The following is a 16980-nucleotide window of genomic DNA, read 5'->3' on the forward strand; positions in this document are numbered from 1 at the left end:
GCCGAGTTCGCCCAGGCCGACGTCGCCTTCGTCATCGGCGCCAACGACGTCACCAACCCCGCCGCCAAGACCGACCCGGCCTCCCCCATCTTCGGCATGCCCATCCTCGATGTCGAGAAGGCCAAGACCGTGCTGTTCATCAAGCGCGGCATGGGCTCGGGCTATGCCGGCGTCGAGAACGAGCTCTTCTTCAAGGACAACACCATGATGCTCTTCGGTGACGCCAAGAAAATGGTCGAGGAAATCATCAAGGGCTTCTGAACGAGGCGGCCTGGTATTCCATCGCGTCTCACGCGCGTCTCGTAGATGCCGATCATGAGGCTGTTATTGCGAGCTCTGCCAATCCCGCGAATTGGAAGAACTCGCAATGACGGCGAATCCAGCCTAACAATGAAACGGCAATTGTAGGGCTCGGGAGGAGGACGCGATGCGGCAATGGCGGCACTATTGGTGTCCCGGCACCGGCTCCCTGGTCGTCGACGTCGCCTTCGCCTGGGCGGGGATCGCGCCCGAGCGCATCCTGGTCGACACCGACAAGGGCGAGCAGCAAGCGCCCGATTTCCTCGCCGTCAATCCGGCCGCGCAGATCCCGGTGGTGATCCTGCCCAGCGGCACCGTGCTGACGGAGACGGCGGCGATCCTGCTTACCATCGACGAGGCCTCCGCCGGGGCGGGCCTGCTCCCGGCCGCCGGCTCGACGGCGCGCGCCGTCTCGCTGCGCTGGTTGATGTTCCTGGCGACCAATGCCTATCCGGCGGCCTTGCGCACCTATTACGCCGATCGCTACACTGCCGATGCCGGCGAGGCGGCCAGGGCGGCGGTCGCCGAAGCGGGCAGGCGGGATTCCGACCGCATTTTCAGCCTGCTTGCCCAGGAGATGGCCGGGCCCTTCCTGCTCGGCGACAATGTCAGCATCGTCGATGTCTATGCCGCCATGATCGCCGGCTGGCACGAACAGGCACGTGCCCTGCCGGTCTTCCGTACGCTGTACAAGGCGCTGCAGGCCCATCCGGTGATCGGGCCAGCCTGGCGGCAGCATGAAGGGCGGCCGGATTGATCAGGGTTCGGCCCTTCAAAGGGCTTTGGCGCGGGGAAGGCAGGCGCACCATCTTGGTGCCCCGATCAAGTCGTAAAACGGTATAGGCAACAACCAAGAAGACGGATTTTCATGACAGACCTGACCTTGCTGGGCGACATCGGCGGCACCAACAGCCGGTTTGCCCTCGTCGTTCAGGGCCGCACCGATTATCGCAGCGAGCGGCATTACGAGAACAAGCGGTTTCCGACTTTCCGGGAGGCGATCGAAGCCTATATCGCCGATGTCGGCGAACGGCCCAATGCCGGGGTCGTCGCCATTGCCGGGCCGGTGGCGGGCGAGATGGTCGGGCCGACCAACCGGCAGAGCTGGCTGTTCAACCCGCCGACCCTGGCGGCGGAGTTGCGCTTTGCCCGGCTCGACGTGATCAATGATTTCGAGGCCGTCGCCCATGCCCTGCCGCATCTCGCCGAGGCCGACACCACGGTGATCGGCAATGTCACCGGTGGCGTGGCCGGCGGCAACATGGCGGTGCTTGGGCCTGGCACGGGGCTGGGCGTCGGCGCCCTGGTGCGTGGCGGTTCGCGCTGGATCGCCGTGCCGTCCGAGGGCGGCCATGCCGAGATCGGCGCGCCGGCCGGCGACTGGGCCAAGGCGCATGAACTCATCCGCGGCAAGATCGGCCGCGTCTCGGGCGAGCATGTGCTGTCGGGCCCGGGCCTGCAGCGCATCGATGCCGCGCTCGCCGCCCTGGCCGGCCATCCCGCCGAACGCAGCGCCGCCGAGATCGGTACGGCTGCGGTGGCGGGCACCGATCCGGTGGCGGTGGAAGCCACGCATCTGTTCTTCGATTATCTCGCGCGCTTTTCCGGCGATGTCGGCCTGATGTTCGCAGCCAAGGGCGGCGTCTTCCTCTATGGCGGCGTGGTGCAGAAGCTCTCGCCGCTGATGGACGAGGCCGCCTTCCGCGCCGCCTTCGAGGCCAAGAGCCCGCTGGAGAAATTCCTGCGCGAGATCCCGATCCGCCTGATCACCCATCCCACGCCCGGCCTGATCGGCTGCGCGGCAGTGGCGGCGCATTGGTAGAGACAAGCGCTTATTTGCCTTCTGCCCTTGCCGGAAAGGCAGTGCCCGGCGCGGATGAAGGGGGCTTTGTAGGACGGCCGATCAGATCGTGGTCGTGCCGGGCCTATCCGGCGCCGGGCTCCTCAGCACCCGCAGCAGGATGAACACTGCCATGGCGGCGTGAATGCCGGCATTGTGGAGGTAGAGGCCGGGATCGCCCAGCCATTGCATGATGGAGTAGGCCGTGACCGGGCCGAGCACGGCGCCGATGCAATAGAGGAACAGCAGGGCCGAGGCGACGCCGACGGCATTGTCGCGGCCGGTGATGTCGTTGGTATAGGCCGAGCTTGCGTAATATTGCGTCGAGATGATGCCGCCCAGCACGAAGCCGGTGATCACGAAGGGCCAGCCGACCAGGAGCTTGCCGGACCAGTAGATGCCGATCTCGACCAGGGCGGTGAGGGCGGTGAGGCCGATCAGCACCTTGCGCCGGTCGAAGGCGTCGGAAAGCCGGCCGACCGGGAACTGGAAGGCGGCCGAGCCCAAAGTGATGGCCGAGATCAGCGTGCCGGTCTGTACGCCGTCCATGCCGAGCTTGGTGGCGTAGACAGGGGTGAGCGACCAGAACGGCCCATTGGCAAAGCCGATCAGCGTGGCGCAGACGAAGCCGACAGGCGTGGTGCGCAGGAGCCAGAGGAGGCGCATGCCGGCCCGGCGGGTTCCCTTGGGCGGTGGCCCGTCCGCGATCAGCAGCAGCGGCGCGAGGCAGACGATCACCACGGCTGCGGCGATGCCGAAAATGGTGAAGGCGGCCGGGTCGCCCAGCCGCATGAACTGGTTGCCGATGGCCCAGCCGCCATATTGGGTGATGGAGTAGAGGCCGAGCAGGCGCCCGCGGATGCGGTTCTCCGCCTTGCCCTGCAGATAGCTCTCCACGATGGCGTAGATGCCGGCCAGGAAGAAGCCGCGCAGGAAGCCGATGACCACCCAGGCATGCGGCTCGACCAGCGTGCCGGCGACCAGGATCATCACCGCCCCGCAGATCGAGGACAGGCCGAAGGCCTTGATATGGCCGAAGCGCTGCACCAGGCGCGGCGTCAGGAAGGCGCCGGCGAGCATGCCGCCGAAATAGGCCGAGCCCATCAGGCTGATGGCCAGCGCCGGGAAATGTTCGAGCTCGGCGCGCACCGGCAGAAGGGTGGTGAGAACGCCATTGCCGGCCAATACGCCGGCGACGGCAACCAGCAGGGCGGCGATGGAAGCGTAGGGGGAACGCAAGGCAGCGAACTCGTGGCAGGAGGGTTGGACGCGATGTATGGGAGGAGGTGGATCAACCGGCTGGCGGCGTGCCATCCCCGAGGAAGGGCGGGCGTGAGAAACGGCGGATCAGCCAGGAACGGAACAGGGCGATCTCCGGGCGGTCGAGGTCGTCGGGATGGATGGAGAGGTAATAGCCATAGCCGTCGTCGACATGGATGTCGTAGGGCCGCACCAGGCGGCCGGCCCGGATATCGTCCTCGAACAGCACGGGATCGACCAGCGCCAGCCCCTCGCCCGACAGCGCATATTGCACGGCGAGCTGGGCGGTATCGAAGATGAGGCCACGGTCGAGCGATCCCGGCGCGACATGCGCGGCCCGGGCGAAATTCTGCCACAGGAAGGCGGGCGGGCGGCTGTCGAGCTTGACGTGCAGGAGGTCATTGGTGGCGAGGAAGCCGGCGATGTCAGTCTTGGCGGCCCGCGCTGCGACGTCGGGATGGCACAGGATGGTGAGCTTTACCATCCAGAGCAGGTCAAGCACCTGCGGCGCCACCCGGGGCGGAGTGTAGATCACCGCGACGTCGGCCTCGCGCTCGGCATTGCCGGGTACCGGGCGGGAATCGATGTCGAGCCTGAGATCGGGGAATTCGGCCCGGAAATGGCGCAGGATCGGCACCGCCAGGCGCTGGGCGAAGGTCGTCGGCAGCAGCACACGGAGGGAGCGCTGCGGCTCGCCCCGTTCGCGCATAATCTCCTCCAGCGTGGTGTCGATGCGCTCGAAGGCCTTCTCCACCACGGGCAGCAGGCGCCTGCCGGCCTCGGTGAGCGCCGGCTGCTGCGGCTTGCGGTCGAACAGGGGCACGCCGAGGAAGTCTTCCAGCCCGATGACGTGGCGGCTGACGGCGCTTTGGGAGACCAGTAAGCTCTGGGCGGCGCCAGTAAAACTGCCTTGCCGCCCCACTGCCTCGAAGGCCCGCAAAGCGTTCAGCGGCAGCCAGCGCCTGTCCATGATGTCGAACCCCGTTGATCGCGGCGATCGGGAGAAAATCGCATCCTCTTACATCATCCGGTTCCACCAAACTCAATGTTCCCCGCGCGACCTGGACGAGGGGCATGATGACGCATGGAGGGTAGTGGCTCGCAGGAACGAGAGACGCCCACCGATCGTGACTGCTCAGTGTGCAGGTGAGCCGGGGCGCTACCTTCCCATGAGGAAGGAGTCGGTCGCGACATCTGAGCACAGGGCTCTCGCTCGCATCGAGCCGGGGACGGTGCTATAGCCCGTCTATCAGCTCTGCGTTGCTGCCTCGCGTACCCCTGCATGCCCCCCCTTACTCCCCCCGATTCACGCCCGCTCACCGGCATTGCGCTGGCCTCGGTCGGCTATTGCCTGTTCGCCATCCAGGACGCCGCCGTCAAATGGCTGGTGGCGAGCTATGAGGTGCCGCAGATCCTGTTCCTGCGCTCGGTCGTCATCCTGGTGGTGGGCATGGCGATCGCCTGGCGCCAGGGCCAGCCGCCGATCTGGCAGAGCCGCAACAAATGGGCGCTGACCTCGCGCGGCCTGCTTTTGCTGGTGGCCTGGCTCAGCTTCTACAATGCCTCGCGCTATCTGGGCCTGGCCGATCTCACCACCATGTATTTCGGCGCGCCGGTGATGGCGGTGGTGCTTTCCATCCTGATCCTGAAGGAGAAGGTCAGTATCGCGCGCTGGCTTGCCGTGATCGCCGGCTTCTTCGGCGTGATCGTCGCGGCCGATCCCTCGGGCCGGCCTGACTTCCTGCCGGCCGCGATGGTGCTGTTCGCCGCCTTCTGCTGGGCCTGGGGCACGGTGCTGATCCGCCTGATCAACCGTTCCGAGAGCACGGCCAACCAGATGATCGCCACATCAGGCCTGTTCGTGCTGGTGTGCGGGGCGGCGCTGCCCTTTATCTGGAGGACGCCGGATGCCATGGGCTGGGGCCTGATGCTCGGCCTCGGCCTCGTCTCCGGCATCGCCCAATATCTGCTCTATGAAGGCTACCGCTACGCGCCGGCCTCGGCGCTGGCGCCGGTGGAATATACCGGCCTGGTCTGGGCCTTCATCTATGGCTACCTCCTGTGGCAGGATGTTCCCAAGCCCCACGTCTTCGCCGGTGCGGCGCTGATCGTCGCCGCCAGCCTCGGCCTGGTCTGGTGGGAGGCGCGGGCAGCGCGGCTGCGGACGGCCTGAGGCCCGGGGGACCCCGTAGCCGATATCTGCCCGCAATGCGGGGAAGCGTCCTGCCTGTCCGTCTGGCGCAAGCCGAGCCTGGGGTCGGCGGGCTCGGTGCGCTGCCTCGTTCTCCTGCCGACGCTCGAACTCATCGCTTTTTCTTGGGCGCCGCGCCATGCCTCCAGGCCATCGCCAGCGCGTCCTGCAAGTCCGTTTGGCTCGCAGCGGATAGGGTGAGCATGGTCCAGCCCTGCCGGCCCCAAGCATTGGGAATGGGGCGGAAGACATCAGGGCCGAGCAGGCATTTGAATTCCTGCTCTTCTGGCGTGAACAGCAGGTTGGCGCTGAGGCCGTCGGGGGCGAGGGTGGCGTAGATGCGCCGCGCCTTGAAGGCCTTGCGCTCGAAATGCGGCGCCTCGCTGGTGCCGTCCAAGGACAAAGCGATCCGCCTGAAATCATCCGCATCGGCCATGATGGGTTTTCCCCGCTATTGTGGGGCGAGCCTATCCTTTTGCGGGCCGCGTCGACACTGCCTTGCCAAGGTTGAAGGGGCTGGCTAGGCAGGGATGATGAAGACCATGTTGCGCCTTTTACTCGCTTTCCTGTTCGCCGCCGCGACGCTTCCCGCTTTCGCCGCCGCGTCGCCGGCCAAGCGTCATCTCGCCTGGGTCGGCACCGGCGTGCAGAGCGAGCGCGGCGCGCCGCCCAGCCGCTGGCGCATCCGCCTCGCTTTCGACGGCCATGGCAATGCCCGGATCGACTATCCCAGCCTGCATTGCGGCGGGGTGCTGATCCGGCGCAGCCAGCACGGTGCCATCGTGCGCTATCGTGAGCATATCCGCTATGGCCGCGGCACCTGCATCGATGGCGGCACCGTGACGGCCTGGCGGCGCGGCAACCGGCTGTTCTGGCGCTGGAGCGGGGTGAGTACCCGCCATCCCGGCATCAGGGCGCGAGCAACCCTGGTGCTGTCGCGGCACCGAGGGCGGTAGCGGGCAGATGGCACAGGAGGGGCGGCGCTGCCCGACGGAATCAAGGGCTGTTCTCCGCCGAAAACCTCAGCTGATCCGCGTCTTCTCCAGCATCGTCTCGTCCAGCGCGTAGCCCATACCGGGCTGATCGCTCAGCGTGATCATGCCTTCCCCATCCACGGCCAGGGGCTCGGCCATCATGAAGTCGCGGCGCGGCAGGCTCCATTCCGGCGGATCATAGGGGAATTCCACGAAAGGCGCGTCGGCGAGGCCGGCGGTCAGGTGGCAGTTGGCGGCGACGCCCATGCCATTGGTCCAGGTATGCGGCGTGAAGATGAGATTGTTCTCGGCCGCCATCGCCGCTACGCGGCGCAGGCCCGTGATGCCGCCGACCAAAGCAGCGTCGGGCTGCAGCACGTCGAGGCAGCCGTCGCGGATGAGGTCGCGGAACTCGTAGAGCTCGCGCGTCATCTCGCCGCCGGCGATGCGGATGTCGACCATTTCGCGCAGGCGCCGCATGCCTTCCCGGTCGGAGCGGTGCAGCGGCTCCTCCATCCAGTAGACGCCGAGCCGTTCGAGCTCGCGCGCGACGGGGATCGCGTCCTTGAGCGTCCACGGCGCATAGGCGTCCCAGGACATCCTCCAGCCCTGGTTGCAGTCGACCATCAGGTCGAGCCGGTTGCCGATACGGGCCCGCACCGCCTCCAGCGCCTTGATGTCGGCCCGCCAGTCGCCGCGATGGAAGCGGATCTTCAAGGCCTTGAAGCCCTGGCCGAGATAGGCCTGGGCCGCGTCGGCGAGTTCCTCGGGCTTCCTCAGCGTGCCCGAGGAGGCATAGGCGGCCACCTTGTTGGAGAGGCCGCCGAGCAGCTTCCACACCGGCTGCCCGGTGATCTTGCCGGCGAGGTCCCACAGCGCCAGGTCGAGCGGCCAGCAGCGGCCGTAATGGAACTGGATGTTGGAGAGGATGCGGTAATGGCGCTCGATCGCCATCGGATCCTGCCCGATGAAGAAGCGCTCATGGCCCTCGAAGCCGGTCATGGTGTCGCCGGAGCCATAGCCGGTGAGGCCCTCGTCGGTGGTGACCCGCACGATGGTGGCGTCGAAGGCGGTGCGCGGCTTGGAATCCCAGCTCGCATGGAAGGGCGGGTCGAGGGGCAGGCGGTGGTGGGTGATCTCGATGCCGGTGATTTTCATGATTTTCTCCGGGTGCGCGGATGTCTCGTCCGCTCTTGAAAACGAAGCGCTTTGTGGAGAGGGAAGAGCGGGCAAGATGCCCGCGCACCCGGAATTCAAGAATACGCCGTCCACACCGTCTTGAAGTCCATGTACTTCTCGATGGCGTGAGGGGAGCGGTCGCGGCCGAAGCCCGACTGCCGGAAGCCGCCGAAGGGCGTGGCGAGCGAGGAACGGTCGAAGCAGTTCACCCACACCGTGCCGGCGCGGATGCCCGAGGTGAAGCGGTGCGCGGCGTTCATGTCCTTCGTCCATACCGCGGCGGCGAGGCCGTAGATGGAATCATTGGCCATGCGCAGCGCCTCGCTTTCGTCGGTGAAGGTGCTGACGACCACGACCGGGCCGAAGATCTCCTCGCGCGCCACGCGATGCTGCGGCTCGACGCCGTCGAGGATGGTGGCCTCGACATAGTAGCCGCCGCTCTCTGCCATCACGCGTTTGCCGCCATGGGCGACGACCGCACCTTCGCCCGTGCCGATATCGATATAGGAGAGCACGCGCTCCATATGCCCCTTCTCGACCAGGGCGCCCATCTGCGCTGTTGGATCGAGGGGATGGCCGAGCGGGATCTGCTGTGCCGCGACCTCGCCGATCTTCCTGACCAGTTCGTCCTTGATAGAGGCATGGGCGATCACGCGCGAGCCGGCATGGCAGGTCTCGCCTTGATTGTAATAGATGCCCCAGGCGATGCCCGAGGCGGCGTCGTCGAGATCGGCATCGGCGAGTACGACATGCGGGCTCTTGCCGCCGCATTCGAGCGCCACGCGCTTCATGTTGCTGTCGCCGGCATAGCGCAGCATCAGCTTGCCGACCTCGGTGGAGCCGGTGAAGGAGATCATGTCGACGTCTTCGTGCAGGGCGAGCGGCTTGCCGGCCTTCTCGCCGAAACCGGGCACCACGTTGAGCACGCCGTCCGGCAGACCGGCCTCGCGAGCAAGCATGGCGAGGCGGATGGCCGAAAGCGGCGACTGTTCGGCCGGCTTCAGCACCACGGAGTTGCCGGCCACCAGGGCCGGGCCGATCTTCCAGGCCGTGATGATCAGCGGGTAGTTCCAGGGCACGATGGCACCGATCACCCCGAGCGGTTCGCGCCGGACGATGGCGAGATCGTTCGGGCCCGTGGGCGCGACCTCGTCGAAGCTCTTGTCGGCGAACTCGGCGTAATACTGGATGCAGTCGGCGCAGAAGGGCACGTCGACGGCGAGCGAATTGGCGATGACCTTGCCGACGTCGAGGGTTTCGAGCAAAGCCAGGTGCTCGAGATCGGCCCGGATCAATTCGGCGAAGCGCAGGAGGATGCGCTTCTTCTCGGCCGGCGGTTTCAGGCGCCAGCGCCCGTCCTCGAAGGCGGCGCGGGCGGCCTTTACCGCAGCCTCGATGTCCTCGGCACCGCAATCGGCGACCTCGGCGATGACCCTTCCGTCGATCGGCGAGGCCTTGGCGAATGTCTTGCCGGAAAGGGCGGGGACGTAGCGGCCATCGATGAAGGCGCGGCCTTCGGGCTCGATGGCCGCGGCCTTGGCTTCCCAGTCGGAGCGGGTGAGAGGGGTGGTCAGCATGGGAGGGTCCTGGGAGGAGCGCGGACATCCTGTCCGCTCTTGGAAACGAAGGGCGGACACCGCGACATGCTGGCATGTCGCTGAGATGTCCGCGCTCCAATCAAACCTGCGTCAGCACGCGTTCGGCGAAGCGGACGAGATCGGCCTCCTCGATCGTGCGGCGGTTGGAGGCGCGCATCGCGGCATTTTCGGGCCGGGCCATCTGCTCGGCGAGGCGCGTTGGCGTGATGCCCGTGAATTCGTCGGCAAGCGAGACCTTGATGCCGATGGCGCGCACCAGCTTCTCGAAGGCGTCGGGCAGGTCGGCGGCGGCTTTCAATCCCATCGCCCGCGCGGCGGCGGCAAAGCGCCCGTCATCATCCTCGATATTCCAGCCGAGCGTGGCGATCATGCCGAGCGCCACCGAGCGGCCATGCTGCACCGGACGCAACGAGCCCAGCGCGTGGCCGATATTGTGGGCGACGGCGGTGCCGCAATTGTCGATGGCGATGCCGGCCAGCGCCGCGGCGCGCTGCAACCCCTCGCGGGCACGGAGGTCGCTGCCCTTGCCGACGGCATCGGGCAGGTTGGCGACGGCGAGGCGGATGGCCTCATGCGCATAGACATTGTTGGCCGGCGTGGCGTTGCCGTTGGTGGTGGCCTCCAGCGCGTGGACGAGGGCGTCGATGCCGGTCCAGGCCGTGAGCACCGGCGGCAAGGAGAGCGTGGTCTCCGGATCGAGGATCACCTCGTCCGGCTTGAGCTCCTCGCCCCAAAGCCAGACCTTGGCCTTGTCCGAGCGGGTGAGGATGGCGGTGCGGGTGCATTCCGAACCGGTGCCCGAGGTGGTGGGGATGACCAGAGAGACCAGGCGCTTGCGCGGGAAGGGGCGCTTGCACAATTCATAATCCTCGGCGGAGCGCCGTGCCGTGGCGGCCGTGGTGGCGACGGCAGCCACCACCTTGCCGAGGTCGAGGGCGGAGCCGCCGCCGAGCGAGATCACGGCCTTGGCCTTGGTGCGCCGCGCCAGGGCGGCTGCGGCATCGGCCGAGGCGATGGTGGGGTCGCCGCCGAACTCGGAGAAGACGGAGACGCCGAGCCCGGCCTTGCGCAGCGAGGCCTCGACATCGTCGATCAGGCCTGTCGCCTTCAGGCCGGGATCGGCGACCAGCAAGACCTGCGCGCCAGCGCCGAGCCTGGCGGATGCAAGTTCGCCGGCGAGTTCCCGGGCCCCCGGCCCTCCAGTGATGCGTGGCAGATGGGAGAGCTGGTAGCGGGACATGGACTGTCTTTCGGTGGGGCGGGTACGGGCCGATCTGGAGATCGGCCCGCCAACATTACCTCTGCCCTCGGTGCGCCGTGTGCGCCTTTATTCGATGGCTCGATCCAAAAAAACGATAGTGCCGTTTCGCCGTGGCGGCGCGTTGGAGCGCGCGCTAGGCTTGATCGGACAAGAGGATCCGCCTGCCATGCAAAGCCCGATGGAACTTTCGCTCGAAACTTCGGAGCGGCCGCGCCGCCGTGGCCGCGAGGAGCGCCAGCGCGCCGGCGGCGCTGCCTCGGCCTCGAGGCCGCAGCCGCGGCGTCCTTTCTCGGCCGTCAATGCCGTCTCGGCCGACCAGCTCGAGGCCATCCATCTCGCCTCGCTGCAGATCCTGGAGGAGATCGGCCTCGACGTGCTGCATGCCGAGGCCAAGGCCATCCTGAAGGCCGAAGGCGCCGAGGTCGACCCGAGCTCCGACCGCGTGCGCTTTCCGCAGGGCCTGGTGGAGGCCAAGATCGGCTTGGCGCCGCAGAGCTTCACGCTGCATGCGCGCAATCCGGCTCGCAATGTCGTGCTCGGCGGCGATCATCTCGCCTTCTGCTCGGTGGCGAGCGCCCCCAACGTCGCCGACCGCGAAGGCGGCCGCCGGCCCGGCAATCGCAAGGACTACCAGAATCTCATCCGGCTCGGGCATACGCTGGACAGCATCCATCTGTGGGGCGGCTATCCGGTCGAGCCGGCGGATATCCATGCCTCCGTGCGCCATCTCGACGCGCTCTCCGACATGCTGACCCTGTCGGACAAGCCCATCCATGCCTACTCGCTCGGCCGCGAGCGCAATCTCGATGCCATCGAGATGGCGCGCATCGCCCGCGGCATCGACCAGGAGACGCTGGAGCGCGAGCCCTCGCTCTTCACCATCATCAACTCCTCCTCGCCGCTGCGCCTGGACACGCCGATGATGGAAGGGGTGATCCAGATGGCGCGCCGCAACCAGGTCACCGTGCTCACGCCCTTCACCCTGGCGGGCGCCATGGCGCCGGTGACGATCGCCGGTGCCGTGGCCCAGCAGAATGCCGAGGCGCTGGCTGGACTAGTGCTGGCCCAGTCTGTGCGGCCGGGTTCGCCCTTCGCCTATGGCGGCTTCACCTCCAATGTCGACATGAAGACCGGCGCGCCGGCCTTCGGCACGCCCGAGCAGATGAAGGCGGCGCTGGTCGGCGGTCAGCTCGCCCGCCGCTACGGCCTGCCCTACCGCTCCTCCAACACCTGCGCCGCCAACACCATCGACGTGCAGGCCGCCTATGAGAGCGTGTTCTCGCTGTGGGGCGCGGTGATGGGCGGGGTCAATCTCCTGATGCACGGCGCCGGCTGGATGGAAGGCGGGCTGCATGCGAGCTTCGAGAAGATGGTCATCGACGCCGATCTCCTCGACATGATCACGCATTTCCTGATGCCCTTCCAGGTCGATGACGACGAGCTGGCGCTGGAGGCGGTGCGCGAGGTCGGGCCCGGCGGGCATTTCTTCGGTTGCGCCCATACCCAGGCGCGCTACCGCAACGCCTTCTTCGCCCCGATGATCTCGGACTGGCGCAATTACGAGACCTGGCAGGAAGCGGGATCGCCCACCGGCTATGACCGTGCCAACCGGCTCTACAAGGAGCGCCTGGCATCTTACGAGGAGCCGCCGATGGATCCGGCCATCCGCGAGGAACTCGCCGCCTTCGTGGCCAAGCGCAAGGAAGAAGGCGGCGCGCCCACGGATTTTTGAATCTTGGAGCGCGGACATCTCAGCGACATGCTCGCATGTCGCGGTGTCCGCTCTTCCTTTCCACAAAACACAACGTTTCCAAGAGCGGACGAGGACGTCCGCGCTCCCAGGTAGGACTCTCCCATGAAATCCCACACCCGTGTCCTCGTCATCGGCGGTGGCGTCGTCGGCTGCTCGGTGCTCTACCATCTCGCCAAGGCCGGCTGGACGGATATCACCCTGATCGAGCGCGCGGAGCTGACGGCAGGCTCGACCTGGCACGCGGCGGGTGGCTTCCACACGCTCAACGGCGATCCCAACGTCGCCAAGCTCCAGCAATATACCGTGGAGCTCTACCGGGAGATCGAGGAACTCTCGGGCCAGTCCTGCGGCCTGCACCTCACCGGCGGCGTCATGCTGGCCGGCACCAAGGAGCGCATGGACTGGCTGAAGATGGCCCATGCCAAGGGCCGGTATCTCGGCATGCACACCGAGATCATCTCGGCCGCCGAAGCCAAGAAGCTGATGCCGCTGATCGACGAGAAGCAATTCGCCGGCGCGATGTACGATCCGCTGGAGGGGCATCTCGACCCCTACGGCACCACCCATGCCTATGCGAAATCGGCCAAGATCCTCGGCGCCGAGATCGTGCTGCGCAACCGCGTCGTCGACATGGCCCAGCGCGAGGACGGCAGCTGGGACGTCGCCACCGAACAGGGCACCATCCACGCCGAGCATGTGGTGAACTGCGGCGGCCTGTGGGCACGCGAATGCGGCCGCATGGTCGGCCTGGAGCTGCCCGTGCTCGCCATGGAGCACATGTACTTCCTCACCGAGGACATGCCCGAAGTCGCCGAGATCAACGCCTCCACCGGCAAGGAAGTGATCACCGCGCTCGATTTCGAAGGCGAGATCTACATGCGCCAGGAGCGCGGCGGCATGCTACTCGGCACCTATGAGCAGGCCTGCAAGCCCTGGTCGGAAAAGACCACGCCCTGGGATTTCGGCCAGAACCTGCTGGAGCCCGATCTCGACCGCATCGCCCCGTCGCTGGAAGTCGGCTTCCGCCATTTCCCGGCCTTCGAGAATGCCGGCATCCGCCGCGTCATCAACGGCCCCTTCACCTTCGCGCCCGACGGCAATCCGCTGGTCGGCCCGATCAGGGGCCTGCGCAATTACTGGGTCGCCTGCGGCGTGATGGCCGGTTTCTCCCAGGGCGGCGGTGTCGGCCTCGCGCTCTCCAACTGGATGGTGCATGGCGATCCCGGCTTCGATGTCTGGGGCATGGATGTCGCCCGCTATGGCGACTGGACCACGCTCTCCCACACCAACGCCAAGGTGCGCGAGAACTATGCCCGCCGCTTCCGCATCCGCTTTCCCAACGAGGAACTGCCGGCGGCTCGTCCCTTCCGCACCACGCCGATCTATGACCGGCTGGAGAGCCACAACGCCGTGTTCGGCGACATGAACGGGTTGGAGCACGCGCTCTGGTTCGCGCCGTCCAAGGCCGAGGCCCGGGACGAGTTCTCCTTCCGCCGCGCCAACGATTTCCCGCATGTCGCCGCCGAGAGCGCCGCGGTGCGCGAGGGCATCGGCCTCTTGGAGATCTCGAACTTTGCCAAATACGAGATCACCGGCAAGGGCGCCGAGGCCTGGCTCGACACCATCCTGCCCAACCGCCTGCCGGCCAGGGGCCGCATGGTGCTCACGCCCATGCTGAACGAGAGCGGCATGCTGATCGGCGATTTCACCCTGGCGCGCGAGGCCGACGATCGCTTCATGATCTTCGGCTCGGGCCTTGCCGAGCAGTACCACATGCGCTGGTTCCAGGCCCATCTGCCCGAGGCCGGCGTCACCCTGCGCGCCCATGGCCTCGACCTCGTCGGCCTGCAGATCGCCGGACCGAAATCGCGCGAGCTCCTCGCCAGCCTCGTCGACGCCGATCTGTCGAAGGAGGCCTTCCCGTTCATGGCGGTCGGCCGCTTCAATGTCGGCACCCTTCCTGCCCTGATCGGGCGCGTCACCTATACGGGCGATCTCGGCTACGAGATCTGGGTCAAGCCCGAACACCAGCGCGCGCTATTCGACCTGCTGATGAAGGAAGGCGCCGGCTTCGGCATCAGGCTGTTCGGGGGGCGGGCCCTCAACTCGCTGCGGCTGGAAAAGAGCTTCGGCTCCTGGTCCAGGGAATACCGACCGATCTATACGCCCTGGGAAGCCGGGCTGGAGCGCTTCGTCTCGACCCAGAAGAGCGATTTCATCGGACGCGATGCATTGTTGCGTGCCCGGGACGAGGGCCCCAGGCGTCGCCTCGCCACCTTCGTGGTCGACGCCCTCGATGCAGACGTCATCGGCGACGAGCCGATCTGGCTCGATGGCAAGGTGGTGGGCTGGGTCACCTCCGGCGGCTATGCCCATCACGCCAAGGCCTCGGTGGCGCTCGGCTATGTCGAGGCTGCTGCCTTCGATGCCTCGGCGCCCTACGAGATCGAGATCATCGGTGACCGCCGCCCGGCCAGGATCGCGTCCGAGCCGCTGTTCGACCCCAAGGGGCTGAGGATGCGGGGGTAGGAAAATTTGGAGCGCGGACATCCTGTCCGTTCTTCCTATCCCGCGAATGCTGCGTTTCCAACCCGGAAGTGGCCCCTCCCTTGACGTTCCGCGTTCGACTGAACTTGGCAATCTTTGCCATTGATGCCATCATCTAAGCGAAGGAGACATGATGGCTACCATGAATGTGTCACTGCCCGACGGCATGAAAGATTGGGTCGAGCAACAGACCCAAACCGGCCGGTTTGGCAATGCCAGCGATTATGTGCGTGATCTCATCCGGAAGGATCAGGAGCGTCAAAACGGTATCGAGCGGTTGCAGCGCCTGATCGATGAAGGGCTGGAAAGCGGTGTCAGCCCCCGCAGCTTCGAAGACATCATTGCGGATGCTCGTTCTCGTGCCGGCATCGGTCGCAAAGCTTGACCTATCGCCTATCTCGGCAGGCTGATGCCGATATCGTTGCACTCTATCTCGCCGGCGTCGCGACCTTCGGTGAACTGTAGGCAGAGCGTTATCAAGTCGGCCTGCAACGCTGTCTTGAGACTCTGGCCTCGCAACCGCTGATCGGGCGGGAACGGATGGAGTTCCGTCCCCCGGTTCGCGTTCACTTTTACCAAGCACACGTCATCGTCCATGTGCTCGACGGATCCGGCATCCTGGTCCTGCGTATTCTCCACGGCCGGCAGGACTGGGAGCACCTGTTGTAGCTATTGCCGCGAATAGAGCCCCGTGAAGCGTACGTTCTGCCCGCCGCAGGCGTCATTGTCGATCACCGCGATATAGGAGCCGAGCTGAACCATGCGGGCCGCGCAGCGCCTGGGACCGGCATTCGCTTCCTCGTATCCCATCTGCTGGCCGCCATAATAGCCAAAGGCGAAGTCGCGCTCGTTGGCGTCGCCCTCGACCTCGAACTCGCCGGTGTTGACATAGGAGCCGGTATCGTAGGTGGCATTGCCGCGCACGAACATGCGCCCGCCTTGGCCGGTCTTGATGGTGATCACCGAGCGCCCGTCATAGGTACTCCAGCGCCCGTCCCAGCGTGGCTGGACCTGGACCCGCGAGAGGGACGACAGGGGCAGCCAGCTCGCAATATCCGTGCCCTTGCGATCGACATAGTTGGCGCAGGCGAAGTCGCCCTCGATCTCGTTCACCACCACCTTGTCGCCCTCGACCAGGAAGGAGCGCTGCCGGCAGGCCGGCGAGAGCGAGGGGCAGCTTTCGCGCTGGCTGGTCGGGCCCTTGATGAAGAAGGTGCGCCCGCTCTCGGCAACCTCGTAGAGGCTGATGGCGGCAAGGTCGTTCTGGAAATTGAAGCCGCGGCAGACGCCGTTGGCGGCGAAGGCGGAGCCGGTGGCGGCGGCGAGCAGCAGCGCGGCGCCCAGACTGGAACGGAACATGTCTCTTTCTCTGATCATTGCCTGAAATAAAGGCCGGTGAAGGTGACGTTCAGCCCGCCGCAGGCATTGTTGTCGACCACGGCGATATAGGGGCCAAGCTGGGCCATGCGCACGGTGCAGGTGCCGTCGCCGCTGCTAATATCCTCGATGCGTCTCTGCTTCTCACCGTCATAGGCGAAGGTGAGCGTCGGCTCCCGCGCCTCGCCGAAGACGTTGAATTCGCCGGTATTGACGCTCTGGCCGTTGTCGTAGGAAGCCGAGCCGTTCACCGCGATATCGCCGCCCTTGATTTCCTTGATATCGAGGATGGCGTTGCCCTCGGCGTTGCGCCAATTGCCTTGCCAATCGGGCTGGTTGTTGCTCTTGCGCAGGGCCTGTAGCGGCAGCCAGAGCGCTACGTCCGATCCCTTGCGGTTGAGATAGCTCGCGCAGGCAAAGCCGCCGGACGTGCGGTTCACCACCACCTGATCGCCGGCGATCAGGAAACTGCGGGTCTGGCATTCGGGCGAGGTCGAGGGGCAATCCTCGCCCCCCGAAGAGGCGCTCTTGACGAAATAGGTCCGCCCCGGCGCAGTGACTTCATACAGATCGACGCTGAGCGGATCATCTTCGAGATTGAAGCTGCGGCAGATGCCGGCGTCCCGGGCGAGGGCGGGCGAGGCAGCAAGTAAAACGCAAAGCAATGCAAAGGACAATGAGCGACGAATCATCATGCAAT

At 66.3% G+C, this 16980-nt stretch carries 18 protein-coding genes; 9 read left to right on the forward strand and 9 right to left on the reverse strand.

Annotation, left to right across the window (positions count from 1 at the left end; translation table 11 throughout):
* The 3 genes from U1R88_RS26195 to U1R88_RS26205 form a co-directional block, all read left to right on the forward strand.
* A partial coding sequence (locus U1R88_RS26195) for an NAD(P)(+) transhydrogenase (Re/Si-specific) subunit beta (RefSeq protein WP_322433901.1) occupies positions 1-261 on the forward strand: 261 nt, incomplete at its 5' end.
* A 166-nt stretch (positions 262-427) separates the two neighbouring features.
* Positions 428-1057 (forward strand): glutathione S-transferase family protein, encoded by a 630-nt coding sequence (locus tag U1R88_RS26200; RefSeq protein ID WP_322433902.1) that lies wholly within the window; start codon positions 428-430, stop codon positions 1055-1057.
* 111 nt (positions 1058-1168) lie between these two features.
* The gene (locus U1R88_RS26205) at positions 1169-2122 is read left to right on the forward strand and encodes a glucokinase (RefSeq protein ID WP_322433903.1); all 954 of its coding nucleotides are present in this window, start codon (positions 1169-1171) and stop codon (positions 2120-2122) included.
* An 81-nt stretch (positions 2123-2203) separates the two neighbouring features.
* Here U1R88_RS26205 and U1R88_RS26210 read toward each other — a convergent pair whose 3' ends face one another.
* Complete coding sequence (locus U1R88_RS26210) at positions 2204-3379, reverse strand: MFS transporter (protein ID WP_322433904.1); 1176 nt, start codon at positions 3377-3379, stop codon at positions 2204-2206.
* 52 nt (positions 3380-3431) lie between these two features.
* Positions 3432-4370 (reverse strand): LysR substrate-binding domain-containing protein, encoded by a 939-nt coding sequence (locus U1R88_RS26215; protein ID WP_322433905.1) that lies wholly within the window; start codon positions 4368-4370, stop codon positions 3432-3434.
* Between the two features lie 312 nt (positions 4371-4682).
* On the opposite strand from U1R88_RS26215, the gene U1R88_RS26220 reads away from it, so the two are divergent.
* Positions 4683-5573: a DMT family transporter gene (locus U1R88_RS26220; protein WP_322433906.1), complete on the forward strand. Its 891-nt coding sequence runs from the start codon at positions 4683-4685 to the stop codon at positions 5571-5573.
* A 130-nt stretch (positions 5574-5703) separates the two neighbouring features.
* Here the strand turns inward: U1R88_RS26220 and U1R88_RS26225 are convergent, their stop codons facing one another.
* Complete coding sequence (locus U1R88_RS26225; RefSeq protein ID WP_322433907.1) at positions 5704-6027, reverse strand: MmcQ/YjbR family DNA-binding protein; 324 nt, start codon at positions 6025-6027, stop codon at positions 5704-5706.
* A 106-nt stretch (positions 6028-6133) separates the two neighbouring features.
* On the opposite strand from U1R88_RS26225, the gene U1R88_RS26230 reads away from it, so the two are divergent.
* Entirely contained in the window at positions 6134-6547 is a 414-nt protein-coding gene (locus tag U1R88_RS26230) for a hypothetical protein (protein WP_322433908.1), read from the forward strand.
* A 66-nt stretch (positions 6548-6613) separates the two neighbouring features.
* On the opposite strand, the gene U1R88_RS26235 is transcribed toward U1R88_RS26230, so the two are convergent.
* The 3 genes from U1R88_RS26235 to U1R88_RS26245 all read right to left on the reverse strand — a co-directional run bounded on the left by U1R88_RS26235 (position 6614) and on the right by U1R88_RS26245 (position 10582).
* On the reverse strand, positions 6614-7723 hold the full coding sequence (locus U1R88_RS26235) for a mandelate racemase/muconate lactonizing enzyme family protein (protein WP_322433909.1): 1110 nt from the start codon (positions 7721-7723) through the stop codon (positions 6614-6616).
* A gap of 95 nt (positions 7724-7818) precedes the next feature.
* Positions 7819-9321, reverse strand: coding sequence for an aldehyde dehydrogenase (locus U1R88_RS26240; protein WP_322433910.1), 1503 nt, complete (start codon positions 9319-9321; stop codon positions 7819-7821).
* Positions 9322-9421: 100 nt separating this feature from the next.
* Entirely contained in the window at positions 9422-10582 is a 1161-nt protein-coding gene (locus tag U1R88_RS26245) for an iron-containing alcohol dehydrogenase (protein ID WP_322433911.1), read from the reverse strand.
* Between the two features lie 199 nt (positions 10583-10781).
* Here U1R88_RS26245 and U1R88_RS26250 point away from each other — a divergent pair, with 199 nt between their 5' ends.
* From U1R88_RS26250 to U1R88_RS26260, 3 genes are all read left to right on the forward strand, one after another.
* Entirely contained in the window at positions 10782-12335 is a 1554-nt protein-coding gene (locus tag U1R88_RS26250) for a trimethylamine methyltransferase family protein (RefSeq protein WP_322434006.1), read from the forward strand.
* Between the two features lie 123 nt (positions 12336-12458).
* The gene (locus U1R88_RS26255) at positions 12459-14885 is read left to right on the forward strand and encodes a GcvT family protein (RefSeq protein ID WP_322433912.1); all 2427 of its coding nucleotides are present in this window, start codon (positions 12459-12461) and stop codon (positions 14883-14885) included.
* Positions 14886-15036: 151 nt separating this feature from the next.
* Positions 15037-15288 carry a type II toxin-antitoxin system ParD family antitoxin gene (locus U1R88_RS26260; RefSeq protein WP_322434007.1) on the forward strand — a complete coding sequence of 84 codons (252 nt, stop codon included), beginning with the start codon at positions 15037-15039 and terminating at the stop codon, positions 15286-15288.
* Between the two features lie 8 nt (positions 15289-15296).
* Here the strand turns inward: U1R88_RS26260 and U1R88_RS26265 are convergent, their stop codons facing one another.
* Positions 15297-15500 carry a hypothetical protein gene (locus U1R88_RS26265; protein WP_322433913.1) on the reverse strand — a complete coding sequence of 68 codons (204 nt, stop codon included), beginning with the start codon at positions 15498-15500 and terminating at the stop codon, positions 15297-15299.
* Here U1R88_RS26265 and U1R88_RS35715 point away from each other — a divergent pair.
* Positions 15429-15572, forward strand: coding sequence for a type II toxin-antitoxin system RelE/ParE family toxin (locus U1R88_RS35715; protein ID WP_425545487.1), 144 nt, complete (start codon positions 15429-15431; stop codon positions 15570-15572). The genes U1R88_RS26265 and U1R88_RS35715 overlap by 72 nt on opposite strands.
* On the opposite strand, the gene U1R88_RS26270 is transcribed toward U1R88_RS35715, so the two are convergent.
* A complete protein-coding gene (locus U1R88_RS26270; RefSeq protein ID WP_322433914.1) occupies positions 15573-16262 on the reverse strand; it encodes a hypothetical protein in 690 nt (229 codons plus the stop codon).
* Positions 16263-16276: 14 nt separating this feature from the next.
* A complete protein-coding gene (locus tag U1R88_RS26275; RefSeq protein WP_322433915.1) occupies positions 16277-16975 on the reverse strand; it encodes a hypothetical protein in 699 nt (232 codons plus the stop codon).
* Positions 16976-16980: the final 5 nt, after the last annotated feature.

The sequence above is a fragment of the Labrys sedimenti genome (assembly GCF_034424805.1).
Lineage (GTDB): Bacteria > Pseudomonadota > Alphaproteobacteria > Rhizobiales > Labraceae > Labrys > Labrys sedimenti.